The organism is Shewanella sp. NKUCC05_KAH (assembly GCF_019345585.1).
Classification (GTDB): Bacteria; Pseudomonadota; Gammaproteobacteria; order Enterobacterales; family Shewanellaceae; genus Shewanella; species Shewanella oncorhynchi.
Window position 1 is genome coordinate 104,287 of the sequence record NZ_JAHKQZ010000018.1, and the last position, 26,359, is coordinate 130,645.

Below are 26,359 nucleotides of genomic sequence, written 5' to 3' on the forward strand. Positions count from 1 at the left end.
GTGTTCTTGGATTTACAGAAAACTATCTAATCAGTAAAAACCTGACGATAATATCTTCTATCATATCCTGTTCATCAACCGTGAACCCCAACAACTCCCGCTGCGGATATTGAACCGATATCCGCTCGTTTATCCGCCCTCTCAAGCCGTATTGATGCTCGGTCGCTACGCGGGAAATAAACCCCGTAAACCCAACACTGGCTGCTGATGCTGAATACTCAGGCTTTAAGTATTTTTGCCTGATGATCTTCTGGAACATCAGTTTCTTTTTGATAGCCCCAAGCCTTTTCGCCCATGTTGGCTGAGGCTTTCGAGCCTCAAACGCTGCGCCATCAGGTGCTTTGTTTTGTTTAATCCGCTGCGCCTGGCTTGCTCGTAAGCGCCTTGAAATATCGCGGCTTAGTTGCTTGCGCGCTGCAGGAGATAATTGCTGTATTAGCCCATCGAACAACTCATTTAATCGGGTTAAATCGTCGGAGGCCATGGCACTTCAATTCCATTGGTGTAAAGCGTCCAATCAATCGCTTCGTCATTGAAAACTGGCTCAGGTAAGTGTGTCACTTCAAGCTGCATATTATCACCCGCAACAACTTTTACTCGCTCAGTTAATGCCAACACAATTTCGATGTCAGCAGTGGTGTGATTAATGATTTCGGCTTTGAATTTAAAGCCAGTCTCGCGTTTGTCTGGATTCAATAATAGCTCAGGTTGCTGTGTGGCCAACCAGCCTAAAATCGGCACGATAAGCGTATCAGCATGGGCGGCATAGTCCGTCACGATTAATACACAGTTGAATTGATACTCAAAACTGAGGTTTTGCCCTGCACCGGTGGCGATGATGCTGCCGTTCTCGATAAAGACGTGTAGGCAATCAGGGTTTTGTTGCAAGTGGGGAACGTGACTGGATAACAACTCACGCAGCTGCGCCGGCTTATTCATGGCGTTTCCCTTCTTTCTGACTTAAGTCTTTAGCTTGCTGTTTAGCTTTCTGCTTATTCTGGCAGTCGATGATCATATCGATTTGCGCAGCGCAGTCATGCCATGCCGTTTCGCAGGTATCGAGCTCACTGCTTATCCCTTGATTGTTGATAGGATTGCTCGCCGGCAACAGACAAGGGATCACGAGTGGACAACCAACGACGGTACTCTGCACTGCCACTAATGGCGGGGCGCTGGTGCAGCCGGTGAATAGCATCAGGCAACAAAGTATCAGCCCAGGCTTTAACATCACTAAGTTCACGTTTTAGCTCCTCGATTTTGTTTTTCCGGTATTGGCTAGTGCTGCTCACGCTGGCTAGCTGCGTTCGCAGCTCTGCCTGCGCTTGCTGGTTTTCGGCTGATAGCTGCTTTAAGTCAAAATAGGACTGTGATGTTTGTGTCAGCGATTGCAGCATTGCGCCCTGCGTCTGCTGCAACTGACTAAGCCGCTCTTGCTGCTGATAAATCACGCCCGCCATAGTGAGCGCAATCCCGATAGCGGCGACAATTAAATAGCCTGCAAATGGCTGAATAAACCGGCTAAGCAGCGACAACATTATCGGCGCCCTGCTGCTGACTCGCGGCAGTAAACTGCTGATGTGTGCGCGCTAATTTAATGTCGTAGTCATTTTCTTTATAGGCGGGGCCGTTGTAGCGCTTGGCAAACTCGGCCCACTTACGCGCTTTGAGTGCCTTATGCAAAATAGGGTCTGCCTCAATAAATTTAACTAAAGCCTTGAGCTGCTCCCCCTCTGAAATATCCATGGCTTGCTTGAATGCCTGCGGCGACGGATAGCCCAAGGCTTGCCAATGAAAGCCCATGATCTGAAACATGCCCCAACTGCAGGCGCAAATCGCGGCCTCTGGATTAAGCTGGTACGCAATAGCAAACCGCTGATACTCACCACTGCCGCCGGTATAACCGCCGCGGGCTGGGTTGCAAATATTCGGGTACTTAGCCGCAAGCTCTGCTGCCGCTGCGGCGCCTTGTTCTAATAGCTCGCGATAAAATACGTGCCGCTCAAATAAAATCGTGGGCCTACCACAGGCGAAAAAGCCAAAGCCGTTAGATTCCACTTCTGCCACGCTGGCCATGGCGGCAAACGAGACGCCCAGCACGATTGCAGCATCAGCTAATTGTGAGTGCTGAATAAACTTGCTGCGGCTTTCGCCGGCGAGCAACGCCAGCGTTCTTACCCCTGCGTAGCCGGTGCGCGGTAAGTCTTGCTTGTCTTGGAATTGCTCGATGGCCTTTTGGGTTGCATCACCAAACCAACCATCCACGACTAATGATGCGCCAGCGGCATTGAGCCGTTGTTGTAAATCACGCACTGCCGTGCCATTGCTGCCTTTTCTTAGCGTCATCTCAATTACCTATGCTTGGTTTTGAATGTTTGTGGGCGGGGAATGCGCACTAGCCTGCTGCCGGCTTTATTCGTATTAAGTTGCAGCAGATGCGCAACATTGCCCCGCACTTGGAAAATGGCGATGCAGAGCGTGGCCTTTAGAAATACCTCCGCATAACTCGGCACTGTGGCGACGCCATACACAGTGAGAATGACCTCAATGCCTGCAGCAACGGTGATGAGATAGGCGCAAATACTGATGAAGATTCGATGCCGCCCTGTTCGTACAAACAACGCCAGGCGCAACACAATCAAACTGCAAATAATGGCATTGATGATCAGCATCATTTCCCCCTAAGCCCACGCAGGGCATTGAGCCAACTTTCTGGGTTATTGGTGAGTTTCATAAAATACTGCAGCATGCGCACAACACAGGCGGATGAAATGAGTGCCGCCATGCCCACATTGACCTGCAAGGCATCTGGCAGTAATGCACTCAAGGCATTGGCGGCCCAATTGGCGCACAGTACGCCGCCCAAAAATGACACGATAAACAGTCCGATACGCTGGTAATTCCCCGCAGCGTCATTCGAAATAATGAACAACACTGCACCGGTAAACGCGCCGATCATGACTGCAGGTTCAGCCCCTGGCACTAATGTAAGCACGCTGGCGGTGACGACTGCAGATGTGGCTGATGTCGCTGAAATTGGCTCGCTCATCATTAATCCCATAGTTGAATAAAGTTTGGCTGTGTCGGCGCGGCCACCTGCACAGGAAGAAGTACCAGCGTACCGTTTGGCAATATAGGGCCGATGGCGGCCAGCTGCGGGTTAGCGTCTAGCACTTGCTCAGTGATCTCCGCCGTTACCCCAAGGTATCGATAACAAATCTTATCGACGGTATCGCCCTCTATGCTGCGCACTGCCTGCAAGCTGCTCATTAAATCAGTTCCACCGTGACATGGCTTTCGCCTAAGATGTCGCGAATGGCAAAGCGTGCATCACGGCGAAGATCGTCAACGCTATCACCAAGCACTTCACCCGCCTTTAGCCCCTTAGCAGTGCTATCAAAATCACTATAACGCTCAATGAGATTGGCTTTGGTGAGGCAGTACACCGCACGTAAATACAATTGCAAATAGATGCTCTGGCCATTGATTTGCTCGGCTGGCACTTGTTCTAAATCGTCAAAGCCCAAGATTTGCTGCCCGATGCGCCAATCCTTGAGATCACTGTTTGCCTGCAGTGCTGCATTGATGACTGCGTGCTCAAGTCGTGCGTTTGTCACTGTGCCATCAAGGCGCATGGCATCGCGCAATGTCGCTAACTGAAAATCAGGCCAAAACGGGCTGTTGGTAATCGTGCTTGGTGCTGCGCTAGTGGCTGGGGCAATAAAACTCATGTTTACCTGCTTGCGGCTAGGTTGTGCGGTGGGCTGGCTTAAGTAGTGAAATTGGATAACGCTACTTGGCCAGCGCCGCACGGGTTGCGAGGGTCGCTCGGTTAACCAGCACTGCCTGCCGTTGCCGGCTCAGTGCTTTCGGTTGTTTGTTTGTCGGCGTTCTTAAGATCACGAGTGACTTTCTCGATAAACTTCTTCACGCCTACTTTATCGTTTAGGGCTAATGCTTGTTGATAGGCGTCGAGCGCAGCGGTTAACTCGCCTTCAGCTTCAAATGCTTGCCCCATTTGACGCAGCAACTTAGCGCGCGCTTCGTCGTACATGTCGCACTCGGCCGTAAGCTCAAGCACAGCCTTTAATTGCTCACTTTTTACTGGGGTTTCAGTTTCAATCACGCGCGCGGCAGTTTCAGCAATTTCTTCAGCAATGGTGCAAGCCAGATTGCGCTCAAAACGGTCTGGCATCACCAGATCATGTTTTAGCGCGTATGCGGCCAGCTCTATCGCGCGGTCGATGTTGCCAACGTCGATATGCCACAGCAGCACAGTGACGAACACTTCATCCTGCACGCCACTGTCGCCCTTAATGGTGCCATCGATATAGGCATCATATTCAGGTAAGAACTGCGACTTGGCCTGCAGCTTACGTGCAAGCGCCTGCACCGTTTTTAGGATGCGGCGATGCTCGGTAAGCTGCATAAGCATGAGTTCGTAGGTGTTTTCGGAGCGAGCGCTTAAGGGGGAATCCGTTCCCCGCGCTGCCGCTAACACGCCATGAAAGCGTTTATGGGCGGGTGATGTCATGGCTATGCTCCCATCTCAATGTTTTCGGCAAACGCTGTGCAACCATAATCTTCAACTACATAGGCATCGTTTGATGATTCGTAGTTTTCGATTTGATCGCGTTTAGGGTTATCAATCACACTGCGACGGCGAGCGCCTTCTTGCCAGTACAGGCTTAAGTTATCCAGGCGCGTGACCAGCAAGGCGTTAGCAGGGAAATGCGGCACACGCACCGCGCCTAATCCACCAATGCGTTTTTGGCTGATGATCATGTCAGCGGCCATGGTTTCCGTGGGGACGTTGTCTTTGTTGATAATTGGGAAATACTTATCAGCCAATAGCTTACGGCCACAAATCACAACCAGTTCAGTATCGTCTTGGTGCCATGGGTCAATCATGTTGTTCACCATGTCGAATACCAAAGCATCGAGGTTGGCGTAATCGGTGCCGATAACAATTTTACCCGAGCCTTCAATCACTTCAGCCATATGGCGCTGCGGTGCATGCTGGCGAATTTTTTTCAGCCAGCCGATATTCACATCTTGCAGCAATGGGTTATTTGCGCGGTTAGAGGTAGCCGCACGGCTGGTACCGTTAAAGCCAATCATGATGCGGTCGAGCGCTTGCTGTTTCAAAATAGCATCGCGAATACGCGCCTGAAAATCAGGGAACTTGGCCCACATATCGATTTTGGCGTAACGAAGCGCCGTATCGAAGTTGGTTTGGGTACAGTCATAACCCAGCGCATCCAAATCGGTTGGATCAATGGCTTGGCGATCGCTTTGGGTCGTGTCGGTCGTGCCGGCAATCGTACCGCTAACGCCAAGGCCTAACTTTTCGCCTGACTTTTCGGTGACAGGTACCACGTTAATCATCGTCAAGAACTGCGAGCTTTCTTGCATTCGCGTTTCTAACGTCTGCTGGATTGTTGGTTCAACGGTAAATTTGGCGGTTGCTGTTTCTACGCCATTGAGCGTGGCGACTTGGCCTAGGTAACCGTTAAAAAGTGTACGGGTGGTATTGCGCATGTTTGCTCCTTAGCAATCGGTTTTCATGTTGGTGTCGCCACCGGTTGCGGGTGAACGTCGTTGGCCTGTTGGCTCTTCTTTTTCGAGCTGAGTCTTGAGTGCATTGAATTGCGTGCTGAGCTCATTAAAATCCGTTTGCAACTTGGTCAAATCTTCCATGCCTTTGGTGACCTTGCTGCCGAATTGCGTTTCAGCATGAGCAACGGCTTGGGCGATTTCTTCAACGGCCTGATGCACATCGGCAAAGTCGGTTTTGGCTTCTGCCTTGTTTTTACCGAGCAGCGCTTTAACCTTGGCAAATAGCCCGGGCTCGTCGCTGACCTCTTCAAATTCAAAATCCACTTCCACGGCAGAGGTAAATAAGTTTTCAGGGCGTTGCTTGCGCGAGTTAAGCGGGTTGACTTTGCAGGTTGCGGAGAACGCCAGCATTTCAGTGCCAAGGGATGCGGGGGAATCGGTGACTGCCAAGCCTGAGAGATAACATTTGCCTGTTTTGGCAAAGTCGGGATCAATCTCGACACTGGTATACACTTTTTGCTTTTTCTGGTTCATGGCGATCAGTTCGTCTGTTGGCTCAATTTGCGCGAACAGAGTTAATTTGCCATCGACTTCTTCAGCCTTTACGGCGGTCACATCGCCATAGGCTTTAAATGCGCTGTCAGGGGTAATACCGCGAATATGCTCAAGCCAAATACGGGCGCCATACTTTGCGGTGTTATAGGTTTCTACAATGTCCAAGATCCACTGACGCTCAACGACTCGGCCGTCGGTCGTATGTCCTTCAGTAAATACACGGAAAAATTTCGATTTCTTAGCCATTTTGTCGCCCTTTGGGGTTGAATTAGGTCTGTTAACTGCTGCCTGTATGGTCAAGAGCAAGGCGATGATGGGCAAGGGCTTCGGGCGGTATAAGGAAACCGATACCGCTTAAACAGCAGGGTTTTCGGTATTGGGCTATTTACACTGGCGCCATGAAACTGAATCCCCAAATCTCCACAGATAAGAATCAACGCCAATCTGCCAAAACCCTTTTTTGGCAAGGCTGGGCTGTCCGCGAGATTAGCCAGCATTTACAACTGCCTGAAAGTACCGTGTCGAGTTGGAAAAAACGCGATGCCTGGGAAGATGCCAAACCCATTGACAGGGTGGACTCTGCGCTTGAAATGCGCATGCTGCAGCTCATCAACAAAGAGGATAAAGACGGCAAGGATTTTAAGGAGATAGACCTACTCGGTCGGCAGCTGGAACGAATTGCGCGCATCACTCGCTATCACAATGGCGGTAATGAGGCAGACCTCAATCCGAACGTACAAAACCGCAATGCTGGACCTAAAAAGCCGCCGGTGAAGAACCATGTAAGCGAAGAGGATTTGGAAAAGCTGATTGATGCGTTCCAAGGCTCGATGTTTGCCTATCAAAAGGAATGGTACACCGCAGGCTTAACTCAGCGTATACGCAACATCTTAAAGTCTCGCCAAATTGGCGCGACGTACTATTTTGCCCATGAAGCCATTATCGATGCCCTAGTAACGGGCCGTAACCAAATCTTCTTATCGGCCAGTAAAGCGCAGGCCCATGTGTTTAAGCAGTACATCATTCAGTTCGTGAAGGATGTTACCGGCATTGAACTCAAGGGCGACCCGATTGTGCTGCACAATGGCGCCATTCTGTACTTTTTGGGCACCAATGCCAGAACGGCTCAGTCGTACCACGGCAACCTGTATTTGGATGAGTACTTCTGGATCCACAAGTTCCAAGAGTTCCGCAAGGTCGCCTCAGGTATGGCTATCCATGCAAAATGGCGCCAAACCTACATATCTACCCCGTCATCGATTACCCACGACGCCTACCCGTTTTGGACTGGCACATTGTTTAACCGTGGCCGCCCTAAAGCCGATCGTATTGAGATTGATGTGAGCCACAGTGCTCTTGCAAATGGCCGCAGATGTGAGGATGGTCAATGGCGGCAAGTGGTTACGGTCGATGATGCTATCCGTAAAGGTTGCAACTTATTCGACCCCGATACCCTGCACTTAGAGTACAGCCCTGACGAATATTCAAACCTGCTGATGTGCGAGTTCATCGACGACACTATGTCAGTGTTCCCTATGGTGATGATGCAGCGCTGCATGGTTGACTCGTGGGAAGTGTGGACAGACTACAAACCCTTTGCACCAAGACCGCTCGCTCACCGTGAAGTGTGGATTGGTTATGACCCGAACAAAGGCGGCAAAGGTGATAGCGCCGGTTGCATTGTGATCTGCCCACCTGCTGTGCCAGGCGGTAAGTTCCGCGTGATTGAAAAACACCGCTGGAACGGGATGGACTTTGAGGCGCAGGCCAAAGCAATTCAGGATATCTGCAATAAATACAACGTGACCTTTATCGGTATCGATACCACGGGTCTTGGTGAGGCAGTGTATCAACTGGTGAAGAAGTTTTTCCCACAGGTCACGCCATTCCTCTACAACCCTGTGCTGAAAAGTCAGATGGTGATCAAGGCCTATGACGTGATCAGCAAAGGCCGCTTGGAATATGACGCAGGTTGGACCGACCTCGCCCAGGCATTTATGAGCATCCGTAAAACCCTGACAGCTAGCGGCAAACAAGTTACCTATGAATCCGCTCGCAGCGAAGAAATTAGCCACGCCGATATCGCGTGGGCGGCAATGCATGCACTTTACAATGAGCCACTGGATACCAGCGGCACCAGTACATCGACGTTGGAGATTTACGACTAATGGCAAAATATAGAAAGGCTCGAGCTATGACAGCCAAACCGCAACAGCAGCAAGGGCCGCAAGAGCAACGAATTGAGACCTTTACCTTTGGCGCCCCCATGCCGGTACTGAGCCAGCGGGAGATTTTCGACTATCTTGAGGCCATGTCTAACGGCAAGTACTATGAGCCGCCGCTGTCCTTGACGGGCCTAAGTCGGATTTATCGTGCTTCTGTGCATCATGCCAGCGCAATTCAGGTAAAGCGCAACATTCTAAAAAGTTGTTTTATCCCGCATCCTAAGCTCAGCCTGTATGACTTTTCCGCCATTGTGCTCGACTATTTGGTTTTTGATAATGCCTATGTGCAAGTCATTAAGAATCGCCTTGGCGGAGCATTGAAGTATCAAGCCTCGCCGGCTAAATATACTCGAGTAGGCATTAAACCTAATCAGTATTGGTGGGTACCTAATTTTCACGAGGAAATGGAGTTTCCCGAAGCATCAATCTTTCATGTAAAAGATCCAGACCTAAACCAAGAGGTTTATGGTATCCCCGACTATGTGGCTAGCATGAACTCATCATTGTTAAACGAGAGCGCGACCCTGTTTAGGCGTCGGTACTATGAGAACGGTAGTCACGCTGGATTTATCATGTACCTCACCGACTCAACCGTGAATGAGAAAGACGTCGACAAGCTGCGTGAATCCCTAAGAAACAGCAAAGGCCCTGGTAACTTCCGCAATCTATTTCTGCATGCACCAGGTGGCAATAAGGATGGGATCAAATTAATCCCAGTGGCAGAAGTTGCCGCGAATGATGAGTTTTTGAGTATTAAGAACGTCAGCCGTGACGACCAGCTGGCATCACACCGCGTACCGCCTCAGCTAATGGGAATTGTGCCCAACAATACCGGCGGCTTTGGTGATGCCGGCAAGGCCGCACAGGTATTTGATGCTAACGAACTGGATTGTATTCGCCAATCACTACTGGCCATCAACGAATGGGCCGGCGAAGAGATAGTCCGCTTCAAGCCTTACCAACTGGCGGTCGCAACCGAAGCCAAGTAACTATCGGAACCCCATTCCCATCAACCGCCCTCGGGCGGTTTTTTATTGCCTGCGATTTACCCCCACTTTCAACCCAGCGCGCGCCGTCAGACCCACGCCACGCCTGCGCGCTTTATCGGGTGAAAAAAACGCAGTAACGCAATCCCCTAAAACCGCGCCAGCGCTGGAGGCTTTCACTGACGAAACCCCATTACAAAAAACGCAAAAAAACGCGATAGCGATCATTTAGCGATCACACCCGATCCATTAAAATTTCTGGCATTTTTTTCGATAATTTAAAGATTTGCTGTTCGATAATACTGCCGCGCGATCACTTATAAAAACATTTGTTGAACAGAAGTGAATTATGATGCGCCTTTCAACATGCGTCACAGATTATATAATTTATGGATTTAACACCTAAATAACAGGTTAAGTAATGGTTGGCTAAAATTGTGTAGCGAAGCGTAGACAACTGTTACTTGCCCTTGTTTATTTTCTTGTTAGCTTTCGTTTTTGTCGTTGTCCCTTTCATTTAATTCAACATTTTTAAGCTTTTTATCTATTAAATTTAACATTGTTTTTTCCTGCTTACTCCACAGTTGTGGGCCTAAATAACCAGCAAACATAGCTAATGCCATAACTCGTCCTAATGACCCTGGATCGGGTTTAATAGCTCCTAAAAATAAACACGCTATCAACAAGCCACTTAATGCTCCCCAAATGCACCAACCCATTACCCAGTCTGCTTGTTTTAATGACGTTTTTCCACTTTCGCCTACTTTAGGTGCATCTCCATCAAGAGGATTTATTTTTGAAGCTCCTTTAAATAAGCCTACTAATCCGCCTAAAATAGGGCAAATAATAAACAAAAACAAATCGTGATTACTAAATCCTAATTCTTCTAAAGTCACATAGACTCCTTAATATATTTTTTTAGAGTATAAAGAAAGCTAACGCCTTACTAAGCGGCGCGAAATTGCTGGCTAAAATGTACGAGGAACGAGTGCTAGCCAACTGTTCAGCGTCCGTTTGAGTAACTTTTTATATGGTTATTTTATACTCTTATGCCATATAGTTATTTTACCGAAAGCCACATAGTTAATTACAACAATACAGATGAAAACTAATGCTAGTGGGATCAAATTTGCTTCTGTGAAAACGACCCAATTAGAAACAGATCCAGAAACCATCATGACAATAAATAATGCCAAAGCTAAAATAGCAATAATACTTATTAAATTAATTAACCGTTTAAAAACCGCTTGCATAGATGTTCCCACTGAAACCATATAACGCTTTATTCGCCGGTGAGCAAGCTGGTGCTGTTTTTGCTGCCTTTTCTTTTAGCAAAAACCTCGACAACTGCATCGTGTCCGCGTGCAACAATTTGTTAGGTACGTGCTACTTCGGAATAGAAAATTTGCAGTACAGCCGTCATCCATTTTATGTTGGCTGTCTGATTTAGCGCCGTATTTATACTGACACCAACAGGAGTCTTATAAATTTCCCCAGAAGATGAACCAATTGCCAACTGAAATTCATTATTTTCAACACCATTTATTGCCTTAGATAACTTTCTCGCGGATTTATCATCCCATACACCGGAGTTGTGTACTAAACAGTTTCTAGTTTCTCTAATAATAATAATGTTGGATACAACTTCATCTGGGATATTAATCCCAAGCTCTTCTAATTTCTCTTTGCCAAAATAAACAATTTTTCCACTATACCGTTCAGGATTGTGAGCAACCAAAGCCTCTCTTATGAAATGCTCAAAGTTTGAATACATTAGTTGTACAGAGAACTCAAATATTTTTTGCCCTCCCTCTTCAAGCATATACTTTTTCATTTCACCTTGATTAAATTCAATCGCTGGGATCGGTTCTTTTTCATATCCAGTTGGAGCTCGGTCTAAAATTCTAAGGGGCATGTTTCCATGGATGTTTTTTGCCAAATGTGGTGGTAATCCTGCTGCTATATGTTCAGACGAATGAAAAAAAATAGCAGATTGATAAGAAGCGAAAAACTTTTCAACGTCTTCTAATTTTTTACTAGCTAGAACAGCTAACTCTTTCATTTATAATCCTTAGTACCTAACAATATATTAGTGCACATGCGCGCTTACCTCATTAGACCAGTGAAAAAGCGCACAGTTAACTACCTGTATGCAAAGAACTTATCAGCTTTTTATCAAATACACCATCCGGAAAAACGCGCATGCGCATTTTCCAAACCTATTAACTAATTGTGGAAAAGTATATACAAATGATTTTAAAGGGTTTTGTTAATTTTAGGCTGAAAAAACGCGCAAACTAATGAGTTAAAAAACACTTAAAAGCATCTAAATTTGAATACGACTGTATAACCATACATTGTTAGTCACTTTACGGGAGCCAAACATTTGATAAATAGATGAGATTATGTAGAGCAACTCGTTCGTCAGTTTTCGATTCACTAAACGAGTGCTAAGAAGCTTTGGAGCTAAAGTGAGTTAAAGTAACCTGCCGGATCTGATTACATCGAGATTTGAGTATTAACAAGTTGAGTTCAGGCTAATCCAATTTATTTATATCTCAATTTTTACACTACTTATCTAGTGTGGTTTTTATTATCTGAATTCTGGGTCATAAATTGGCGGATTCCGAAGGTCTTCAGTCAATTGCAGCCGATATCCGCCAGCTTACTTTGCTTCAATGATTCGCTGTCGCAGCTCGTTAAAGTTCTGCTCATCTTTGCTTTTTTGTAACGCCGCATACTGCATGGCCAAGTCTGCTTTTTTGTTTAGCAGTATTAATGCCTGGCTAAAATGCTGCTGGGTAACATGAAAGCGGGCATACGCGCGCTTAGCTGGTAGACCTCCAACTAAGTGAGCGCGCAGCGCATTTTTTTTATCTTCGCTGCTGATGCCTGTTAGCTTAAGCAATACCTCAAACTGTTCGGCACTTTCACAACCTTGGATCAGTGTTTTCATGCTGAATACTCCATAGTTTTTTCCCACGACTGCATTTCTGAGACGAGTTCATCGAGCGGAAGATCCCTAATTTCACGATATCGATACGGTTCGTTCCGCAGATGGCCATCATCAACCCACCATTCCCCGCCGTCGGCATCCATCACTCGACAACCATCGAACAATAACCGTTCAATGTTGGCAGGGTCAGTAATACCCACCTGCGCAAGGTGCCTGATAATTCGGCTATCAACCTCCTCCAAAACAGGGTCTGTACAGTTATTCCTACAAGTCCAAGGAGAGCCAAAAGGCAACGGCAACAGCGCCATGCTCCACTTCGGCATAGCGTCTTTGAGTTCTTTTCTTGAAAGCCGGCTTTCAGCATTCATGGCACGATTAACGGTGAATAAGTCTTTGCGGCGCTGCTTTAAAATCTTGTATGCCTCCAGTTCATCATCGTTTGCCTTGCGCAGTTTCCAGCGCTCGCCACGGGTGATAATTAAGCGCTTTTCGCCAAAGGCAATGCCGCTAATACCTTGCACCCGCTTAGTCACCTCACCGTACTCATTGCCTTGCGGCGTGACTTCATAATTGAGTGATAGCTGGGCGTTTTTCATCGCATATTCAAAAGCTTTCCAGTCCGAGTTGCACGCAGCAGCTTTAGCAGCCTCAATCTCTGGCGATTGCGGCCCAACTTTTAGCCGGCGTAGCTCACGCCAAACCTGCACTGATGATGTGCCGTAAAATTGAAACTGGCGGATCCGATGGCGGTTAGCCCAAGCTGTGGCGCGTGGCGCAACCTCATTAACAGGCTTGCCCGTCTCAAGGTCTAGCTCGCCTTGCATGTGCTCGCCCATGATGTTTTTGGAAAGGTACTTAATGATGTAACCCACGGCGCAACCCTTTTGCTTATCAATCGCTTCGATTAATAAGCGGTGCTCTTTTGCACCTGGCTCGTCGCCGTCAACTTCATAGGCGTATTTTTTGATAATGGCTTTTACTGCCAGCTCATGCTCAGGCTTGACCATACACAGCATATGCCAGTGCGGGGTTGAATCTTTGTGCGGCTCAGTGACGCGGCAGCCGGTAAAGGGAATATTGCGGTAACTTAATGCAGCGCGGATTTTAGCAAACACGTTTACCAGATATTGCTGGGCGGTTTTGGCGTTGTTCAAATCCCATTTGTGGGATTTCATGTGAAACTTACTTGGGCAAGTAAGCGTGACCATAAAGCCAATTTTGCCCGACTCTTCAGCCATTTCATCTAAGCCACGAGCACGCACAATTAACTCAACTAAGCGGTTAGAAGGGTTCGCATTACCGGCCATCGCCGCTTCAATCAGCGGCAATATCACCCCCGCTTCGTTTTCAATCATTGTGCTTTCAAGCCATTGCATCGCAGTACGTTGCTGCGAGGTCCACTCGCTAAAGCACTCGTCACTCACAAAAGGCGTGTGTTGATTAACTAAGCCGACAACAATACATAAATGCTCACAGCATTGGTCACGCAACTTTAGCAACTGCCTGCCCCACCACTTTGCACAAGTCATGCGCAATATGGCGCACTCGGCAGCATCTTCGATATGATCACGTTTTACTGCGTTCCAGTAGGGTGGAATAACACCCCATGTTTGGCATATTTTGGCGGCAGCGTCATAGGCATCAAAATAAGCAGCATCCTTGTCTGCACTAGCAGCAATCTCTTTAACCTGCTGCATGCAAGTATCCGCAATGATTGCTGAAGCCTTTTTTAGTTCAGTTGACTTGCGATGGCGCAATAACCTAAAAGCGCTGAAGGGCGAAGCTTTAGCTAATAATCTGTTTTCAATCTCATCCTTATCAACAACATCATCTTGCTCAACAGGCTCTGGTTGCTTAACAAACTTCATGCCCGATATTTTAAAAAATGGGTACTTATGCCAAACCACTGTTAACTTTTTAATGGTTTCACGTAAATATGCCGAACCAGCAGCAATGCCACCGCGATTAACACGTTGCTGATAGGTATTTTGTACTTTATTGCGCACATGGAATGACAGCGGCGCAAGTATTTCAAACCCTTTTGCCGCGGTAAAACGCTCTGCTGGCTTATCGAAAATAGGCTGATACAAGCGAGTGGTATCAATCTTTTCCCGCACGCCAAAAACCTCATCCTCCCACAAGTCCACCGGTGCGGCAGGCAAGCGCTCAGCTGCAACAGCAAATGCTGCCAGTACGTCATCAGCAAGCGGCGTTGGCAAATGCTGCAAACGCCGCTTGAAAGGAAGTTGATTAGAAGTGGTGCGCGCGCTCATTGAGGGTTACAGCTCTCACTCGTTGTCTTACTGAAGTTGCTATGTGAAGTAACGGTTGAAACGTGACACGCTGCACCTAAAGTGCTCTCGAACGGCTCCTTAATCGTTCTAGCGATTTTTTTAGCCAGCAACACTTCACCACAGCCAAGCGACTGCCAGTAAAGGCAATCAAGCGCGCCAAATACCTCGGCTAATCTGATTAAACTCAACTCGGTTGGGTCCTCGTGATGTTGCCTAAACAGAGTCAGCAGGTCTTCTCGACGGGAACGAAAGTGCCTGAGTAAATGCGCAAACGAATGGGACTTTCTAGCCATGACTCAGCCACCATTTTTAGAGTGAGTGGGACGACTAAATTCAGTGTCGGCTTGATGATCATTCATAGAGCACCGCCCTGTAATTCTTCTAGGCTAATGCCCAGTTCTTTGGCTAACGCCATATCTTCAATACGGCGAGTCCGCGCGCGTTCCGCACGTTTTGCATCACTCACTTTGCAGCGGCTGGCATAAGGCAAACCGTCACTGCGCAAACCTGCTGGGTGGCGACCATTAAAAACAGGCCGCGGTGCTGAGCCGAGTTCGGCGAGTATTTGGCTCTGCTGCCTCATGCGTGCACTCCCTGCGGTAATGGCCGTTTGAACAGCACTAAATCCCACATCGATTGTTTAGAAACAGACTTACCGTTAATGGCTACGACCTTGACCTTGCGATTGGGCAAAGGCGTCACCACGCACTGATATTTTTTTGAAGAGCGAATGTTCGATAACTTACCCGACGCACTCGCGGCCGAAATACCTAAATCGGCGGCTAACGTACCGGCACTGTAAAACTTGCCAGTGGCTAACATTCGTTCTGCTGCTGCTAACGTACACATGCCTAATCCTCCCCTTCGTTTTCCTGCGCTTCTTTAATGCAGCTTGGGCAGGCAACAGAACAGCTTTCATCGCTGGTTTCGTAGCTATGCCACCCCTGTGATGCTGCCATTGCTGCTGCATCACCGACACTGGCATCAATTTCACTCGCGGCTAGATGGAGTTGTTTTTCACACATGAAACAGGTGATCACATAAAGCGAGACAACTCTGATTTCTGATAAATCGACATTGGCTAATTTCATACTTCCCCCTACTCAGCGTTAGGCTCAGCCATCATTTGTTCATGCAGCCGCTCAAGCTCATCGCCCAGCTCGCTACACGCGTGGTATAGAAAGGAATCGCCCAGCACCAATAACGCAACGCGTTCAAGCCCTGCCGCCATACCGCGATAACGTGCAGCACTAATAGGGTTTGCATCCGCGAGCGCATCACCATGGCGGGTATGCACATCCACCATTAGCCGGCGCATGCTGCTGTGGTAATGATTGTTAAGGTCAAAATTAAATTGGTTCATAAAGGCATTAGCCTCCTGCGCTGTGGTCAGCGCCGACAAAATTAGGGCGGGTGCTTGAATTAAAGGGGAAGTTACTGCTATGCTTCTTGCCATCATTTGGTGTGTCCTCATTAAGTGATATCGGCCATAACCGTTACAGCGGTTGTGGCTTTGTTTTTTCTGCTACTCTGGTTTTTCGTTTACCAACTCCATTCCCAAAATACTTACTGCGTAGATACGCAATCGCGCGCCGGCTCTTCTCCAACTTTGCTTCACTAAACTCTGCAAAAGCCGGTACTTGTACCCAATCTGGTACTTCAATCGTGGTGCCTTTTATTTGCCGATAACTCATAAATCCTCCTGCGTTGCCGTGCCTATAAGCAGTTGTATTAGCTGCTGCGTTAGCGCTTGGCTTGCTGAATCGTGTCCCAGTCTTTACGCGATAACGCATATTGGCTGTCCATGTACGCCGCCAAATCCTTCACATTCACTAGCGACGGTGAACGCTCCGAGTCACGTAATTTGAAAGTAGGAAAGGGCAAATCTTGCGCCTTGGCCTTTTGCTCTGCGGTTTTAGGGGTTAACCCTAAAAACTCGTCACTAATATCCTTAAGTGCCACCACTGGCGACTCAAAACGCGCCAGTAATGCAAAGGCCATATTCATTGCTGCATTCCCTTGGCTTTATGATTCTGTTCATGGTCGGCCAGTAACTGCTCAACTGTGATCTCGTGATTGGTCAACGCAGCAATGCGCTTGATGTACTTAGCTGGGGCTTGTTTGTTGACATGGATCCATTTCCAAACATGCGTCTGACGAATGTTAAATTGCCTCGCAGTCTTGGTTTGGCCGCCGATTATTTTTACTGCAGCTTCGATATGTGACATAAAAACCCCTCCGGATAACTTAAAGTCATCTTATGATCACTTTAACCCATCGTCAATATAAAAGATTACTTTTGGTAAGCATTCTTAATAACCATTAGCTATTTGACTCAGATAACAAAAGGTTGTGATACTCTGTTTTAAATTACTTAAGGTTATCGAGGTCACGAATTTTTATATGGATATTGCAGAAAGGGTAAAAAGGCTGCGCAAGGCATTAGGAATGACTCAATATGAGCTAGCTGACCTAGTAAGCACTGCGCAAACATCAATTCAAAAATTAGAGCGTGGCGATACTAAAAATCCTCGAAATATTGAGGCGCTAGCGAAAGCCTTACAGACGACGCCAGAGTTTTTGCGTTTTGGTGTGGGTGACATGGATAACGCGACCGTGGTCGCCAATGCTGGTCACTATTTACCACTGATAAGCATGGTGCAGGCAGGTGTGTGGACAGATATTCACGAAGTGGCGCCACTGGATGTAGAGCTTTACCCCTGCCCAATCAAATGCAGCAAAAGATCGTTTATTGTGAGGGTGGAAGGCGAGAGCATGCTGCCCGATTTTAAATCAGGCGATTTGATTTATGTCGACCCCGACGCACAGGTGGAGAACGGCAGTTACGTAGTGGCGCGCCTGGATGATGAAAACCAAGCCACCTTCAAGCAGCTGATCATCGATGGCAATAAAAAATACCTCAAAGCCCTAAACCCCGACTGGCCAAATAAATTTGTCGAAATCAATGGTAACTGCACCATCGTCGGCAAAGTGGTATTCACAGGCAAAGCGCTGTAATGATTTTTTAAATAGTGAGTAGTAATTAAAAGGAATTAATCGATGAGATGGATATTAGCTTGCTTAATATTGTGTTTATTTGCCCCCGCCACCTTCGCCAATGAAGATGCCAGTGAACCCAATGTAAAAAAGAGCAAGAATGATATTTGCCACGATAAATCCAGTCGCTCTTATAAACGCACTAAAAACTATAACCCATACGAAACAATCAAAGAGTGCTTAGCCAGCGGCGGACGCTTACCTAAAAAGTAAATAGCCCTCTCCCCTCGATATAGAGCTTTACCCTGCCCGATAAAATGCAGTAAGCGCTCGTTTATTGCGAGGGTGGAAGGCGAGAGCAAATCGCCCGATTTTAAACCGGGCGATTTGGTTGATGTGGATCCCGAGGTGCAGGTGGAGAATGGATTAAAATTTCAATGGATTAACGTTTGGTTAAGGGGCCGGCTTTAGCCGGTCCCGAGAGAGTGAAGCGAACGACTTGAACCAGTTGTTAGGGGTCAATTACCTAGATCCAGTGCTTTACGCAGTTCGCTCAAAATAGTGGAGGAGTTAATCACAATGTGCTCGCTAACAACCGGTTCTGCACCATGAATTATCGAGTTGCGAAGAGTTATTAAAGCCCTAATTTCACCATATAGTGACTCGCTAATTTTCTCGTTTCGGTAGAGCATCTCGGATAATTTTGCATTAGAAATGTGCCGGCGAGGTCTACTGGCATACTCCATTGAAGATGTTGTTTGGTATATTGAACCATACTTGGCAATGATTTCTTCAATTTGATTGTAGTTCTTCAAGAACTCTTCGAGGCTTCCTTTGTTTGTTTCCTCTCTTTCAGGGTCTACCTGACTCTGAAGCTTCCTGCTTTCTCTTTCAATTCGTTTAGGTGATATGACTTCAAAAATGAAATAGGTGACAGCCAGTAAGGTGGTCACAAAGGCGGACTGTGCCGAGTTTATAATTATAGTGCTAAGCGATGTTCCTGTGCTCTCGTATGATATGGCCAAGTTTGAGAGTAACAGTGTAACAACGGAAGATAGGGTTACAAATATTAGTAAAGTGAAGTACCTGGTTTTAAGGCTTTCTACAGCCTCGACTAATGTTTCATCCTCAAGCTCTTCACGACTAAGTTCATTGCGGAAGAATATGAAGCCTGTGAGAGTTAAGCCATAGACCCCAGCTAGCACTTGTGCGGAGGTTGAAAATAGATAAAGAACTTGGTTCTCGTTCAGTATTAATATTGGACTGTTTGTACCTACATAGCTTGTAGTTGCCGCCAAGATAATAAAGGCAATACTGAAAAGGCCGATGATTCTTGATGGTGCCCAGTAATTTTGCATTTGAACCCTAACGCCGCTAGCACGTGCGGCTTTGTAGTGAAGGCGAAGCCGCAACGGAAAAGCCGTCGCTGTGCCTAGCCTTGTTAAGTGTGGTGGGGTTCGGGGGAATCGAACCCCCATGGCGCGCTCCCGGGTAGACTACAGCAGTATTTTTGGCCTGTGACTCGCTCGAAATAGAATCTACCACCAGGCACCCCAGTAACGCCACGATTCCACTTTTTACGTTTTTCATAATATTGCTATTACTATTGCTCTTCATATCGGCTTTCTCCTGTTCCAAAGTTACCAAAGGTGCAGTTGATAGTTCTATTTCGAGCGACACATCGGCCTCGATACTTACGGTAATCCATACTCCCAAGTCTTTTTCAGTTTGGCGAACCAAACTCTAAATTCTGAATCTTCGGACACTTAACGCCTGGCTTTGCGGCTTGCCGGAGCGCAGCGTAGGAGCGTCCGACAACAGCCAATTGTTATGAGGTTAAGCTGGAACAATTTGGTACACCTTTCCTATCTCTCTAATAATCTCCAACCCTTTGGGGAGAAGTTTCCCTGCTCGATCCGACAGTTGATGACTAGATAGGCCTGTTATTGCACCACCATTGATAATATTCTTTTCTACAAGAGCGCTAAACTTTTTTATCAACACGTCATCGTTGTCGCCAACGACGCTAGTTGGCGTTATATGCCACGTTGCCTCCTTTAGGATTTGGTAACGACCCGGAGTGATGTCATATTTTTTGACAATTGAGTCACAGTGATCTTTTTCGCTAACACCATCAACGGCAACCAAATCAAAATGCTCAATACCAAACAACTCTCCATTGCACCTCGCATGAGTGACCGCATTCACTAGAAGACCTATCCAGCCATAGTCAAGATTCATAGTGTTACCAGCACTGATCGAAACGCTGACACCACCGTTAGATATTCCAATGTTTCTGTCGTTAGCTGGAGGAGTAAACTCTATGTCTTCAGGTAACTCACCTTCATGGACGAGCTCACATCTGTAGTATTTGTAGAGAATATAAGCCACATCAAGCTGTTTACCTTTAAAGTTCACCCAGATACCGCTATTGCCAATCTCTGGGCCACCAAAATCGCCAAACAGAATTTTCCTTATCCGACCACCTAGAAATAGAGTGAAAGCTTCGCCATCTCCCATCATTTTTTTCGGGTCTTTTATTGATTTAGTTGTATCTTTAGGAAAGGTTTTTCTTGAAGAGGCCGCAACAGCAAGCATTAAATTGGTTAGCGCACCAAGATACCTTCCATGTTCCGCTAAAAATATCGCGTCCTCAACCTGCTGTTTAATGCTCATAGTTTTGCCTTCTCATAATTTTTGGTTAAGGGGCCGGCTTTAGCCGGTCCCGAGTGAGCGAAGCGAACGGCTTGTACCACTTGTAAAATTATTTTTTACCGCGAAAACATGCAGTAATTACTTTAAAAATAGAATTCCTATTTTTAGTAGTTAAGTACTCTAAATTAATAAGAACTTCCCTAGGCGCTACGTCAAAGCCAGTTGCTTTCAACCCAGACCAATTAAGACCTACAAGCGATTGATCCTTGATTAAACCAGTAACCCAACGAGAACTAAACTCAGATAAAGGTACAGAAAATGGCTCAAACCCTCTGTAGGCCTCTACATTTTTAATTAATTTCTCTGCACGAGATCTAGACGACCAGAATGGCATTACCCTAACTCCATCTAGATTGTTAGGCGATGGTATTCCTCCAGAATCACGGATTGACCAAAGCTCTTTACTTTTTGAGACTTCCTTATAAAAGGCAGATGCGTGTAATGATGATGTTGTCATATACTAACTTGTTTCGATACGGTTGCGCGGCTCTTTCTACCTTTACAAAGACTTTTTCAATAGCGTTCAGGTAAAGTCGCCACTCAGAATCAAAGTCATCAAAGTTACTAGCAATCTTCATACGCTCGATTGCTGCATCAGCTACCTTTAACTCTTGTCTTGCTGCTTTAAATAAATCCATAAAACTCCGATATTTAACAGAAGTTAATTAAAAGCTATAACGTCTTAGTATTTATGCGCTGCGCTGTTTACCTCATTAGACCAGTAAAAACGCGCACTGTTAATTACTTGTAATAAAAGGAACTTATCAGCTTTTTATCAAATACACCATCTGGAAAAACGCGCATGCGCGTTTCCCAAAACCTATTATCTCAAACCATAAAAAACTAACTTATTGATAATTAACATAATATATAATTTAACATACGTGTAAACGCGCAAAAATTTTACAATCTTCCTTGATTTCAGCGATACAGTATCAGAACGGAAGAAGTGACACGGACATTTAAGCTTGAAAATATTTGTGGACTTATCACCTTGAGGGACAACTGGCGAGTTGCTCAGTATTTATGAATGGGAAGCTACTTGGCGTGGTGTATATGACTCAATTAATTTTTAGCGACAAAAAAGCCGCGTTCTAATTAGACGCGGCTTACTGCTTACATTCATTTGCTGCTAAGTTATTTTTTGTATCTTTGTGGCTGATGATGCAGTGATGAGTTCTTGCATATCACTAGGTATCTCACCCCGCGAGAGCATTTTTTTAAACACTTCGTAAACATCTGTTTTGCTACCGGCTTTACGCAAGGTGTTTTCATCATTAAACCATGCTAAGACGATGTGTTCATTAACGGTGGCATACTTAAAAAACAACCGATAGCGATTAGGCATGCCTTTTTTTGCTCTGCGCCAATCTCGATGTTCTTTGCCCAACGTGTTACCTATAACGAACTCTGGCAACGTAGGGTCGATGAAAATGCGGTTTTCCATGCAGTCAGTTACGCACTCAAAAAACTTATAAATTTTTGATTCGTAAAAGTGTTCAGGGGAGTGTTCTATTTCGCGTTCTACTAAGGTTAATAACGCTAGATATTTTTCTTCATAAATAGGGTGCCAAAGCTTTACCCAATTCATGAATTACATCTCAATTAATTCATTGTTTTGTCTTGCAACAAGCGCTTTGTGTTTTATCGCAGCTATACGATCAAACACAGTGCTAGGGATAACTTTTACATTGCCGGCATCAATATCGTCTGCAAGCAAAGTTAAAAACTGCTTTTCAGCTTGTCTTTCTTTTCTCGCTTCATCTAAATTGATAATGGTGTTTTTCATCATATCCTCGCCATGTGGCGTAAAACAAACAGGCTAAATTGTGGTTGAAACGAGCAGTTTGTCTTGCCTTGGTCAGCTTGTGACAATGCTGTCAATATAACCAATAATGCCAAAAAGGTCAATTCAATCGTCTTGAATGGCGGCGAGTTGCCCCGAGTGGTCTTACCTAATACCTGTCGTAGTTGCCCTAAACCCTGATGCTAAGATTTCTGCGCCACTCAAGTGAACATTCTGCGGATTAATGGCTTTAGGGGGCAAAATAGCCCCCCTTGATACCGCTGGTTACTCACTGAATGAATTCGGCGGGATATTGACAATGGTAAACAGCGTGGCTGATCGCAATGTTTAACATGTGAAATAACAACTTTATACACCGTGGAGCACCAAGCGTTTAACGGGGCCCCATTAACAACTCAATAAATCCCCAATCCCCCACATGGCTCCCATACTAGCTTACAGCCCGCTGAAAACAATAAAATCAGTCCAATCCAACATGGGGGCAATGGAAAAGGTTCTATCGAGGGTTTTAGGCGCTAAACCTTGGTGCTGCTGGGTTTTATCTAAATTCATTATAATCCGAAAATTTGATATTTTTGCTAATTTTTACGCATTTTTGCACATTTTAACGTTGTCAGGTATCCTGAGAGGTATCCAAAATTATAGGACTGGGTACCCAAAATGGCGTTCTATGTAATTGATCCTAGAACTCGCGCTGATGGAACTACACGCTACAAATGCACTGTTAGGGTGAAGAAGAAAGGTAAGATAGTTTACAGCGATCACCAGACTTTTACAAAGCAAGCGGCGGCTGAGGCGTGGGCGAAGCAAGAAGTTGCCAAACTAGAGTCTGGCGGTGTGCCTGTTCCATTGGCTGATGGCATAACACTGCAGGCATTAATCGCTAAGTATGTTGATGATCCGCATATCAGCTTAGGCCGCACTAAGCTTTATGTGCTTAATATGTTGGCTGATAGCGATATTGGTAAGTTGCATATTGCTGATATCAAATCACATCACATTGTTGAGCATTGTAAATTAAGACGCGAAGCTGGTGCAGGGCCATCTACTGTGAATCATGATGTCAGCTATTTACGTTGGTGCTTGAAAATGGCTAAGCCAAACTATGGCTATGCTTCTTCAGAAATACCTGTGATCGAAGCTTATGAGACTTTACATAGCCAAAACCTTATCGGCAAGTCAGAACGCCGCTCGCGCAGGCCAACATCAATTGAAATTGAGAAGTTGAAAATAGGCTTGCTTGAAAGAGCAGATCAACGGGCTGCACACATCCCTTATATTGATTTGCTGGATTTCTCGATACTGAGTTGCATGCGTATTGGTGAAGTGTGCCGGATAACATGGGACGATGTAGATGAGGCACAAAAGGCCGTGATCGTTCGTGACCGTAAGGACCCGCGTAAAAAAGCAGGCAACCACATGTTGGTGCCTATGCTAGGTGGGGCTTGGGAGATACTGCAAAAGCAGCCTAGGAATGATGCGCGGATTTTCCCCTACAATGAGCGCAGCGTTACTGCAGGGTTTCAGCGGGTGCGCAATGAATTGGGAATTGAAGATTTACGCTATCACGACCTAAGGCGTGAAGGTGCCAGTCGGCTATTTGAGAAGGGCTATAGCATTGATGAAGTGGCTCAGGTGACGGGCCATAGGAACATTAATACACTATGGCAAGTGTATACAGAGCTATTCCCGAAGCGGTTGCATGATAAGTTTAAAGATTAACCAACCTGTCAACAATACAACTAAGTAATTGTTTGTAATGAAAAATTTACTTTCACCCTTGTTTATGAAATGATAAATCCGAACTCATATCCAGAGGATCTACCATGAACAACTTTGAAAAGGTTTTAGAATCATTACCTGAAGAATTTGATGAAAAAAAACTAATGGATACTATCAATAAAATTGGTTGCCCAATTAGTTTGTACGCGGCTAAAAAGCAGGTATCTAAACGATATGGTGTAGTAGCTTTTAATGCTTGGTCTAAAAATAAGCTTCCAAGTGAAACACCAACGCGACAATACATAGGAATGAAGCAATCCAATTTAGGCGTCTAAACCTCTATCTCCACAAATGGCAAGTCGGGTGCTGTTCCTAGCACCCTGCCGTCTTGTACGTAGATGTGATCCCCAACCGTTCCTGATCCAATAGCGCGGATAGTGTGACCGCTGGCACTGCTTGCGGTGACAGTGCCATCGGCGTTTACAGCAGCTACAGTCATGATCATCCGTGGCAATACTAACGCTGTTTGAAGTTGTTTAAGCATGGTGCCTCGCTGACTGTTAGCAGGGTTACGCGATTGAGCGGATCACTGTAATGGATTGTTCGATATCGATATCACCGCGATCACTGACGCTGGCGCGAATACTCCAACTATCACACGTTCCTTTAAATACTTCGGCGGCTTCGCGGATACCAATCAACATGCCAGGCGTTGCGGGTGGCAAATCAACCATGACGGGCAAGGATAGCGTGACGTTGAGCTTGTCGCCTGTATCTGCCAGCGCATTGGTGCCAGCGATGCGCGCCGCTTGGTTATCTACGATCAACTGAGCGCTAATATCAGCTGCGGGAACATTGCCAGCGCTGCCAGTGCGTTTCACCTTGGCGCTAATCCCCTGTTGTTCACCCCGCAACCAAACCACATCACACAGCGGATTACGGGAGACTGATTCGCTGTAATTGGTGATCACGGCATCGTGCACTGTTAGGTCCGGTACCGCTGTTGCCATTTCCCACGGCACGGTTGGCCAGCGGGGAATGATAGTCAATTTACGGGTGGTATCATCAGCTAAGATCATGCAGCCCAATTGGCTCGCTGCTTCATTAATCGCGTCGATCGGTGACTTGTTACCCACGCTGAACGCGCCTGCAGGGACGCTAAAATCTGGTATCCCACTTAGCTCTGCAGTCCAGCCTGTGTTTTGCAACAGATCACTGATAATACCGCCAAGGCTACGCAAGACGGTGTTGGTGTAGCTGATAGGCAAACGATAAGGCGATGACAACTCAGCGGCGCGTGATCGGCCTGTGCTGCTGTGGGTTTCAATCCCAAAGGCTTTGCTGACGCTTGGCTGCTCGGCAATGGCATAAAACTCATAACCGTTGATGGTGATCAGCAGCAGCTCATTGTGGGCGCGCTGCGCATCGATACGGCTTGAGAACTCAAGGCTAACCGACCTCGCCCACTGTCCACGGCTTTGGCTAATGCTCACACTGGTGATCACAATCGGTAAACTGTCTGATACTCGCACGCATGTGATCGTTGGCTGCATTAAGTAGTACCTGCGGATTTGTGGTTCAATCGGGATTTTAAAATCGATATTAGGTAAAGATGGATTAGTACCTATCAGGCCTCCGCCATCGTCCCAGTAACAAACATTGGGTGAAGGGGTAAAGTTGAGCACAATCGGGCTGGCTGCATTTACCCAAGGCTCACTAAAGTTAATGGTGATCTTGCCTTTGGGTGGTCGATACTTGCTCGAACACACCCACCGCGCCGCATGTGGCCCCCATGCTATTCCTTTCATATCGCCTGCAGCACGAATATTCGAGTGGGCAAGCTTAACCTCAGTCGCGACTAGCGCCCTCTTTAGTAAAGCCAGCGTGATAATCTGCGTGGTAGCCTCTGGTTGCCGCCATAGCATTTCAACCCGTGATGGCACGGATTCTGGCGATAGCCATAGGCTATTGGCTTGCGTACCATGTAACTGTGGCACCAACCAAAGCAAATCAGCTTTACATGGCACAAGGTTATTCCAGCGCCAAACCACTGAGGCGGTAATACCCAGTAATGCCTTAGCTTGCCACTTGGCCGTCACGATTTGCGTCACATGGCCAACTTGCCATTGTGACGTTAACTGTGTGGCATGGCTTTGGGTGGCTTCTTTAATGGTTAGCTGCTGTGCAACACTCGGCGCAATCGCAATGCCTATGCCGCACATTATACCAATGGTACCTTGGCTAATGGGTACCTCTGGTATCTCTGGCGTGGGTTCATCGGTAAAGCTAATGACAATAGGTGAGGCTGAGGCAATCCATGTCTTATCAAAATTGATAACAATGGCTGTCATGGGCGAATCGTCACTTGATTGCCATTAATTAAATCGGCTTGCCGACCATCTAATAATTTAGCGTTATAGTTGCGGTCATCATCAAGTATGCCGACCAATAACTCATTGTTTGTTGTATGTTCCAATGGCATTATTAATTTGACATTCTTCACTTGATTGCAATTAAAAACATAATAAATTTCGCATGTTAAGCGA

Annotated in this window: 37 protein-coding genes and 1 pseudogene; 6 read left to right on the forward strand and 32 right to left on the reverse strand. The window is 46.4% G+C overall.

Going from position 1 to position 26,359, the window contains the following annotated elements:
* Positions 1-22 precede the first annotated feature (22 nt).
* From KO533_RS16400 to KO533_RS16450, 11 genes are all read right to left on the reverse strand, one after another.
* Positions 23-484, reverse strand: a complete 462-nt coding sequence (locus KO533_RS16400; RefSeq protein WP_219255159.1) for a phage virion morphogenesis protein — start codon at positions 482-484, stop codon at positions 23-25.
* Positions 466-939: a phage tail protein gene (locus tag KO533_RS16405; protein WP_219255161.1), complete on the reverse strand. Its 474-nt coding sequence runs from the start codon at positions 937-939 to the stop codon at positions 466-468. Before KO533_RS16405 ends, KO533_RS16400 begins: the two co-directional genes overlap by 19 nt.
* Before the next feature lie 125 nt (positions 940-1,064).
* Entirely contained in the window at positions 1,065-1,535 is a 471-nt protein-coding gene (gene lysB, locus KO533_RS16410; protein WP_219255163.1) for an Rz-like lysis system protein LysB, read from the reverse strand.
* Positions 1,519-2,343 (reverse strand): N-acetylmuramidase family protein, encoded by an 825-nt coding sequence (locus tag KO533_RS16415; protein ID WP_219255165.1) that lies wholly within the window; start codon positions 2,341-2,343, stop codon positions 1,519-1,521. The genes lysB and KO533_RS16415 overlap by 17 nt, the downstream gene beginning before the upstream one ends.
* A 5-nt stretch (positions 2,344-2,348) precedes the next feature.
* A complete protein-coding gene (locus tag KO533_RS16420) occupies positions 2,349-2,672 on the reverse strand; it encodes a phage holin family protein (protein ID WP_219255167.1) in 324 nt (107 codons plus the stop codon).
* Positions 2,669-3,046 (reverse strand): putative holin, encoded by a 378-nt coding sequence (locus KO533_RS16425; RefSeq protein WP_012197334.1) that lies wholly within the window; start codon positions 3,044-3,046, stop codon positions 2,669-2,671. The genes KO533_RS16420 and KO533_RS16425 overlap by 4 nt, the downstream gene beginning before the upstream one ends.
* A 2-nt stretch (positions 3,047-3,048) precedes the next feature.
* Positions 3,049-3,267: a tail protein X gene (locus KO533_RS16430; protein WP_119978193.1), complete on the reverse strand. Its 219-nt coding sequence runs from the start codon at positions 3,265-3,267 to the stop codon at positions 3,049-3,051.
* Entirely contained in the window at positions 3,267-3,728 is a 462-nt protein-coding gene (locus tag KO533_RS16435) for a head completion/stabilization protein (RefSeq protein WP_219255169.1), read from the reverse strand. The genes KO533_RS16430 and KO533_RS16435 overlap by 1 nt, the downstream gene beginning before the upstream one ends.
* Before the next feature lie 101 nt (positions 3,729-3,829).
* The gene (gene gpM, locus KO533_RS16440) at positions 3,830-4,531 is read right to left on the reverse strand and encodes a phage terminase small subunit (RefSeq protein ID WP_219255170.1); all 702 of its coding nucleotides are present in this window, start codon (positions 4,529-4,531) and stop codon (positions 3,830-3,832) included.
* A gap of 2 nt (positions 4,532-4,533) precedes the next feature.
* Positions 4,534-5,538 carry a phage major capsid protein, P2 family gene (locus tag KO533_RS16445; protein ID WP_219255172.1) on the reverse strand — a complete coding sequence of 335 codons (1,005 nt, stop codon included), beginning with the start codon at positions 5,536-5,538 and terminating at the stop codon, positions 4,534-4,536.
* A gap of 9 nt (positions 5,539-5,547) precedes the next feature.
* Positions 5,548-6,357: a GPO family capsid scaffolding protein gene (locus tag KO533_RS16450; protein ID WP_219255174.1), complete on the reverse strand. Its 810-nt coding sequence runs from the start codon at positions 6,355-6,357 to the stop codon at positions 5,548-5,550.
* A gap of 158 nt (positions 6,358-6,515) precedes the next feature.
* Here KO533_RS16450 and KO533_RS16455 point away from each other — a divergent pair, with 158 nt between their 5' ends.
* Complete coding sequence (locus KO533_RS16455; protein WP_219255225.1) at positions 6,516-8,279, forward strand: terminase ATPase subunit family protein; 1,764 nt, start codon at positions 6,516-6,518, stop codon at positions 8,277-8,279.
* On the forward strand, positions 8,279-9,325 hold the full coding sequence (locus KO533_RS16460) for a phage portal protein (RefSeq protein WP_219255176.1): 1,047 nt from the start codon (positions 8,279-8,281) through the stop codon (positions 9,323-9,325). The genes KO533_RS16455 and KO533_RS16460 overlap by 1 nt, the downstream gene beginning before the upstream one ends.
* 482 nt (positions 9,326-9,807) lie before the next feature.
* Here the strand turns inward: KO533_RS16460 and KO533_RS16465 are convergent, their stop codons facing one another.
* From KO533_RS16465 to KO533_RS16520, 12 genes are all read right to left on the reverse strand, one after another.
* Positions 9,808-10,218 (reverse strand): hypothetical protein, encoded by a 411-nt coding sequence (locus KO533_RS16465; RefSeq protein ID WP_219255178.1) that lies wholly within the window; start codon positions 10,216-10,218, stop codon positions 9,808-9,810.
* Positions 10,219-10,356: 138 nt separating this feature from the next.
* Positions 10,357-10,575: a hypothetical protein gene (locus KO533_RS16470; RefSeq protein WP_219255180.1), complete on the reverse strand. Its 219-nt coding sequence runs from the start codon at positions 10,573-10,575 to the stop codon at positions 10,357-10,359.
* A gap of 122 nt (positions 10,576-10,697) precedes the next feature.
* Positions 10,698-11,384: a hypothetical protein gene (locus tag KO533_RS16475; RefSeq protein WP_219255182.1), complete on the reverse strand. Its 687-nt coding sequence runs from the start codon at positions 11,382-11,384 to the stop codon at positions 10,698-10,700.
* Positions 11,385-11,987: 603 nt separating this feature from the next.
* On the reverse strand, positions 11,988-12,278 hold the full coding sequence (locus tag KO533_RS16480) for an adhesin biosynthesis transcription regulatory family protein (RefSeq protein ID WP_219255184.1): 291 nt from the start codon (positions 12,276-12,278) through the stop codon (positions 11,988-11,990).
* Positions 12,275-14,551, reverse strand: a complete 2,277-nt coding sequence (locus tag KO533_RS16485; protein WP_219255186.1) for a replication endonuclease — start codon at positions 14,549-14,551, stop codon at positions 12,275-12,277. The genes KO533_RS16480 and KO533_RS16485 overlap by 4 nt, the downstream gene beginning before the upstream one ends.
* A 376-nt stretch (positions 14,552-14,927) precedes the next feature.
* A complete protein-coding gene (locus KO533_RS16490) occupies positions 14,928-15,155 on the reverse strand; it encodes a hypothetical protein (protein WP_219255188.1) in 228 nt (75 codons plus the stop codon).
* A complete protein-coding gene (locus tag KO533_RS16495; protein WP_219255190.1) occupies positions 15,152-15,421 on the reverse strand; it encodes a hypothetical protein in 270 nt (89 codons plus the stop codon). Before KO533_RS16495 ends, KO533_RS16490 begins: the two co-directional genes overlap by 4 nt.
* 2 nt (positions 15,422-15,423) lie before the next feature.
* Positions 15,424-15,663, reverse strand: a complete 240-nt coding sequence (locus KO533_RS16500) for a hypothetical protein (RefSeq protein ID WP_219255193.1) — start codon at positions 15,661-15,663, stop codon at positions 15,424-15,426.
* An 8-nt stretch (positions 15,664-15,671) separates the two neighbouring features.
* Positions 15,672-16,031, reverse strand: a complete 360-nt coding sequence (locus KO533_RS16505) for a hypothetical protein (protein ID WP_219255195.1) — start codon at positions 16,029-16,031, stop codon at positions 15,672-15,674.
* A gap of 37 nt (positions 16,032-16,068) precedes the next feature.
* Positions 16,069-16,266 (reverse strand): hypothetical protein, encoded by a 198-nt coding sequence (locus KO533_RS16510; RefSeq protein ID WP_014358053.1) that lies wholly within the window; start codon positions 16,264-16,266, stop codon positions 16,069-16,071.
* Between the two features lie 49 nt (positions 16,267-16,315).
* On the reverse strand, positions 16,316-16,579 hold the full coding sequence (locus KO533_RS16515) for a pyocin activator PrtN family protein (RefSeq protein WP_219255196.1): 264 nt from the start codon (positions 16,577-16,579) through the stop codon (positions 16,316-16,318).
* On the reverse strand, positions 16,576-16,800 hold the full coding sequence (locus tag KO533_RS16520) for a YdaS family helix-turn-helix protein (RefSeq protein ID WP_219255198.1): 225 nt from the start codon (positions 16,798-16,800) through the stop codon (positions 16,576-16,578). The genes KO533_RS16515 and KO533_RS16520 overlap by 4 nt, the downstream gene beginning before the upstream one ends.
* A 175-nt stretch (positions 16,801-16,975) precedes the next feature.
* Between KO533_RS16520 and KO533_RS16525 the strand changes: the two genes are divergently transcribed.
* Positions 16,976-17,590, forward strand: a complete 615-nt coding sequence (locus KO533_RS16525; protein WP_219255200.1) for a S24 family peptidase — start codon at positions 16,976-16,978, stop codon at positions 17,588-17,590.
* Between the two features lie 42 nt (positions 17,591-17,632).
* Positions 17,633-17,842: a hypothetical protein gene (locus tag KO533_RS16530; RefSeq protein WP_219255202.1), complete on the forward strand. Its 210-nt coding sequence runs from the start codon at positions 17,633-17,635 to the stop codon at positions 17,840-17,842.
* Positions 17,843-18,087: 245 nt separating this feature from the next.
* Here KO533_RS16530 and KO533_RS16540 read toward each other — a convergent pair whose 3' ends face one another.
* The 6 genes from KO533_RS16540 to KO533_RS16565 all read right to left on the reverse strand — a co-directional run bounded on the left by KO533_RS16540 (position 18,088) and on the right by KO533_RS16565 (position 22,076).
* Positions 18,088-19,047 (reverse strand): hypothetical protein, encoded by a 960-nt coding sequence (locus KO533_RS16540; RefSeq protein WP_219255204.1) that lies wholly within the window; start codon positions 19,045-19,047, stop codon positions 18,088-18,090.
* A gap of 358 nt (positions 19,048-19,405) precedes the next feature.
* On the reverse strand, positions 19,406-20,245 hold the full coding sequence (locus KO533_RS16545; protein WP_219255206.1) for a hypothetical protein: 840 nt from the start codon (positions 20,243-20,245) through the stop codon (positions 19,406-19,408).
* 88 nt (positions 20,246-20,333) lie between these two features.
* Positions 20,334-20,741 carry a DUF2750 domain-containing protein gene (locus KO533_RS16550; RefSeq protein WP_219255208.1) on the reverse strand — a complete coding sequence of 136 codons (408 nt, stop codon included), beginning with the start codon at positions 20,739-20,741 and terminating at the stop codon, positions 20,334-20,336.
* Positions 20,704-20,922: a hypothetical protein gene (locus KO533_RS16555; protein WP_219255209.1), complete on the reverse strand. Its 219-nt coding sequence runs from the start codon at positions 20,920-20,922 to the stop codon at positions 20,704-20,706. Before KO533_RS16555 ends, KO533_RS16550 begins: the two co-directional genes overlap by 38 nt.
* A 494-nt stretch (positions 20,923-21,416) precedes the next feature.
* Entirely contained in the window at positions 21,417-21,875 is a 459-nt protein-coding gene (locus KO533_RS16560; RefSeq protein WP_219255211.1) for a type II toxin-antitoxin system YhaV family toxin, read from the reverse strand.
* A gap of 3 nt (positions 21,876-21,878) precedes the next feature.
* Entirely contained in the window at positions 21,879-22,076 is a 198-nt protein-coding gene (locus KO533_RS16565; protein ID WP_219255213.1) for a hypothetical protein, read from the reverse strand.
* A gap of 675 nt (positions 22,077-22,751) precedes the next feature.
* On the opposite strand from KO533_RS16565, the gene KO533_RS16570 reads away from it, so the two are divergent.
* Together KO533_RS16570 and KO533_RS16575 are read left to right on the forward strand one after the other, a co-directional pair.
* On the forward strand, positions 22,752-23,813 hold the full coding sequence (locus KO533_RS16570; RefSeq protein WP_219255215.1) for a site-specific integrase: 1,062 nt from the start codon (positions 22,752-22,754) through the stop codon (positions 23,811-23,813).
* Between the two features lie 104 nt (positions 23,814-23,917).
* Positions 23,918-24,148 (forward strand): hypothetical protein, encoded by a 231-nt coding sequence (locus KO533_RS16575; RefSeq protein WP_219255217.1) that lies wholly within the window; start codon positions 23,918-23,920, stop codon positions 24,146-24,148.
* On the opposite strand, the gene KO533_RS16580 is transcribed toward KO533_RS16575, so the two are convergent.
* The 3 genes and pseudogenes from KO533_RS16580 to KO533_RS16590 form a co-directional block, all read right to left on the reverse strand.
* Positions 24,145-24,312, reverse strand: coding sequence for a hypothetical protein (locus KO533_RS16580; protein ID WP_251073473.1), 168 nt, complete (start codon positions 24,310-24,312; stop codon positions 24,145-24,147). The two genes, KO533_RS16575 and KO533_RS16580, sit on opposite strands and share 4 nt — an antisense overlap.
* Positions 24,313-24,382: 70 nt before the next feature.
* Positions 24,383-26,164, reverse strand: a complete 1,782-nt coding sequence (locus tag KO533_RS16585; protein WP_219255219.1) for a hypothetical protein — start codon at positions 26,162-26,164, stop codon at positions 24,383-24,385.
* Positions 26,161-26,359 (reverse strand): annotated as a pseudogene (locus KO533_RS16590) (hypothetical protein); the annotation flags it as partial. The gene KO533_RS16585 and the pseudogene KO533_RS16590, both read right to left, overlap by 4 nt.

Excerpts from the sequence above, each read along its gene's own strand:
- KO533_RS16400 (WP_219255159.1), bottom strand. The coding sequence starts at position 484 with ATGGCCTCCGACGATTTAACCCGATTAAATGAGTTGTTCGATGGGCTA.
- KO533_RS16405 (WP_219255161.1), bottom strand. The coding sequence starts at position 939 with ATGAATAAGCCGGCGCAGCTGCGTGAGTTGTTATCCAGTCACGTTCCC.
- lysB (WP_219255163.1), bottom strand. The coding sequence starts at position 1,535 with ATGTTGTCGCTGCTTAGCCGGTTTATTCAGCCATTTGCAGGCTATTTA.
- KO533_RS16415 (WP_219255165.1), bottom strand. The coding sequence starts at position 2,343 with ATGACGCTAAGAAAAGGCAGCAATGGCACGGCAGTGCGTGATTTACAA.
- KO533_RS16420 (WP_219255167.1), bottom strand. The coding sequence starts at position 2,672 with ATGATGCTGATCATCAATGCCATTATTTGCAGTTTGATTGTGTTGCGC.
- KO533_RS16425 (WP_012197334.1), bottom strand. The coding sequence starts at position 3,046 with ATGAGCGAGCCAATTTCAGCGACATCAGCCACATCTGCAGTCGTCACC.
- KO533_RS16430 (WP_119978193.1), bottom strand. The coding sequence starts at position 3,267 with ATGAGCAGCTTGCAGGCAGTGCGCAGCATAGAGGGCGATACCGTCGAT.
- KO533_RS16435 (WP_219255169.1), bottom strand. The coding sequence starts at position 3,728 with ATGAGTTTTATTGCCCCAGCCACTAGCGCAGCACCAAGCACGATTACC.
- gpM (WP_219255170.1), bottom strand. The coding sequence starts at position 4,531 with ATGACATCACCCGCCCATAAACGCTTTCATGGCGTGTTAGCGGCAGCG.
- KO533_RS16445 (WP_219255172.1), bottom strand. The coding sequence starts at position 5,538 with ATGCGCAATACCACCCGTACACTTTTTAACGGTTACCTAGGCCAAGTC.
- KO533_RS16450 (WP_219255174.1), bottom strand. The coding sequence starts at position 6,357 with ATGGCTAAGAAATCGAAATTTTTCCGTGTATTTACTGAAGGACATACG.
- KO533_RS16460 (WP_219255176.1), top strand. The coding sequence starts at position 8,279 with ATGGCAAAATATAGAAAGGCTCGAGCTATGACAGCCAAACCGCAACAG.
- KO533_RS16470 (WP_219255180.1), bottom strand. The coding sequence starts at position 10,575 with ATGCAAGCGGTTTTTAAACGGTTAATTAATTTAATAAGTATTATTGCT.
- KO533_RS16475 (WP_219255182.1), bottom strand. The coding sequence starts at position 11,384 with ATGAAAGAGTTAGCTGTTCTAGCTAGTAAAAAATTAGAAGACGTTGAA.
- KO533_RS16480 (WP_219255184.1), bottom strand. The coding sequence starts at position 12,278 with ATGAAAACACTGATCCAAGGTTGTGAAAGTGCCGAACAGTTTGAGGTA.
- KO533_RS16485 (WP_219255186.1), bottom strand. The coding sequence starts at position 14,551 with ATGAGCGCGCGCACCACTTCTAATCAACTTCCTTTCAAGCGGCGTTTG.
- KO533_RS16490 (WP_219255188.1), bottom strand. The coding sequence starts at position 15,155 with ATGAGGCAGCAGAGCCAAATACTCGCCGAACTCGGCTCAGCACCGCGG.
- KO533_RS16495 (WP_219255190.1), bottom strand. The coding sequence starts at position 15,421 with ATGTGTACGTTAGCAGCAGCAGAACGAATGTTAGCCACTGGCAAGTTT.
- KO533_RS16500 (WP_219255193.1), bottom strand. The coding sequence starts at position 15,663 with ATGAAATTAGCCAATGTCGATTTATCAGAAATCAGAGTTGTCTCGCTT.
- KO533_RS16505 (WP_219255195.1), bottom strand. The coding sequence starts at position 16,031 with ATGATGGCAAGAAGCATAGCAGTAACTTCCCCTTTAATTCAAGCACCC.
- KO533_RS16510 (WP_014358053.1), bottom strand. The coding sequence starts at position 16,266 with ATGAGTTATCGGCAAATAAAAGGCACCACGATTGAAGTACCAGATTGG.
- KO533_RS16515 (WP_219255196.1), bottom strand. The coding sequence starts at position 16,579 with ATGAATATGGCCTTTGCATTACTGGCGCGTTTTGAGTCGCCAGTGGTG.
- KO533_RS16520 (WP_219255198.1), bottom strand. The coding sequence starts at position 16,800 with ATGTCACATATCGAAGCTGCAGTAAAAATAATCGGCGGCCAAACCAAG.
- KO533_RS16525 (WP_219255200.1), top strand. The coding sequence starts at position 16,976 with ATGGATATTGCAGAAAGGGTAAAAAGGCTGCGCAAGGCATTAGGAATG.
- KO533_RS16530 (WP_219255202.1), top strand. The coding sequence starts at position 17,633 with ATGAGATGGATATTAGCTTGCTTAATATTGTGTTTATTTGCCCCCGCC.
- KO533_RS16540 (WP_219255204.1), bottom strand. The coding sequence starts at position 19,047 with ATGGGGGTTCGATTCCCCCGAACCCCACCACACTTAACAAGGCTAGGC.
- KO533_RS16545 (WP_219255206.1), bottom strand. The coding sequence starts at position 20,245 with ATGAGCATTAAACAGCAGGTTGAGGACGCGATATTTTTAGCGGAACAT.
- KO533_RS16550 (WP_219255208.1), bottom strand. The coding sequence starts at position 20,741 with ATGACAACATCATCATTACACGCATCTGCCTTTTATAAGGAAGTCTCA.
- KO533_RS16555 (WP_219255209.1), bottom strand. The coding sequence starts at position 20,922 with ATGGATTTATTTAAAGCAGCAAGACAAGAGTTAAAGGTAGCTGATGCA.
- KO533_RS16560 (WP_219255211.1), bottom strand. The coding sequence starts at position 21,875 with ATGAATTGGGTAAAGCTTTGGCACCCTATTTATGAAGAAAAATATCTA.
- KO533_RS16565 (WP_219255213.1), bottom strand. The coding sequence starts at position 22,076 with ATGATGAAAAACACCATTATCAATTTAGATGAAGCGAGAAAAGAAAGA.
- KO533_RS16570 (WP_219255215.1), top strand. The coding sequence starts at position 22,752 with ATGGCGTTCTATGTAATTGATCCTAGAACTCGCGCTGATGGAACTACA.
- KO533_RS16575 (WP_219255217.1), top strand. The coding sequence starts at position 23,918 with ATGAACAACTTTGAAAAGGTTTTAGAATCATTACCTGAAGAATTTGAT.
- KO533_RS16580 (WP_251073473.1), bottom strand. The coding sequence starts at position 24,312 with ATGACTGTAGCTGCTGTAAACGCCGATGGCACTGTCACCGCAAGCAGT.
- KO533_RS16585 (WP_219255219.1), bottom strand. The coding sequence starts at position 26,164 with ATGACAGCCATTGTTATCAATTTTGATAAGACATGGATTGCCTCAGCC.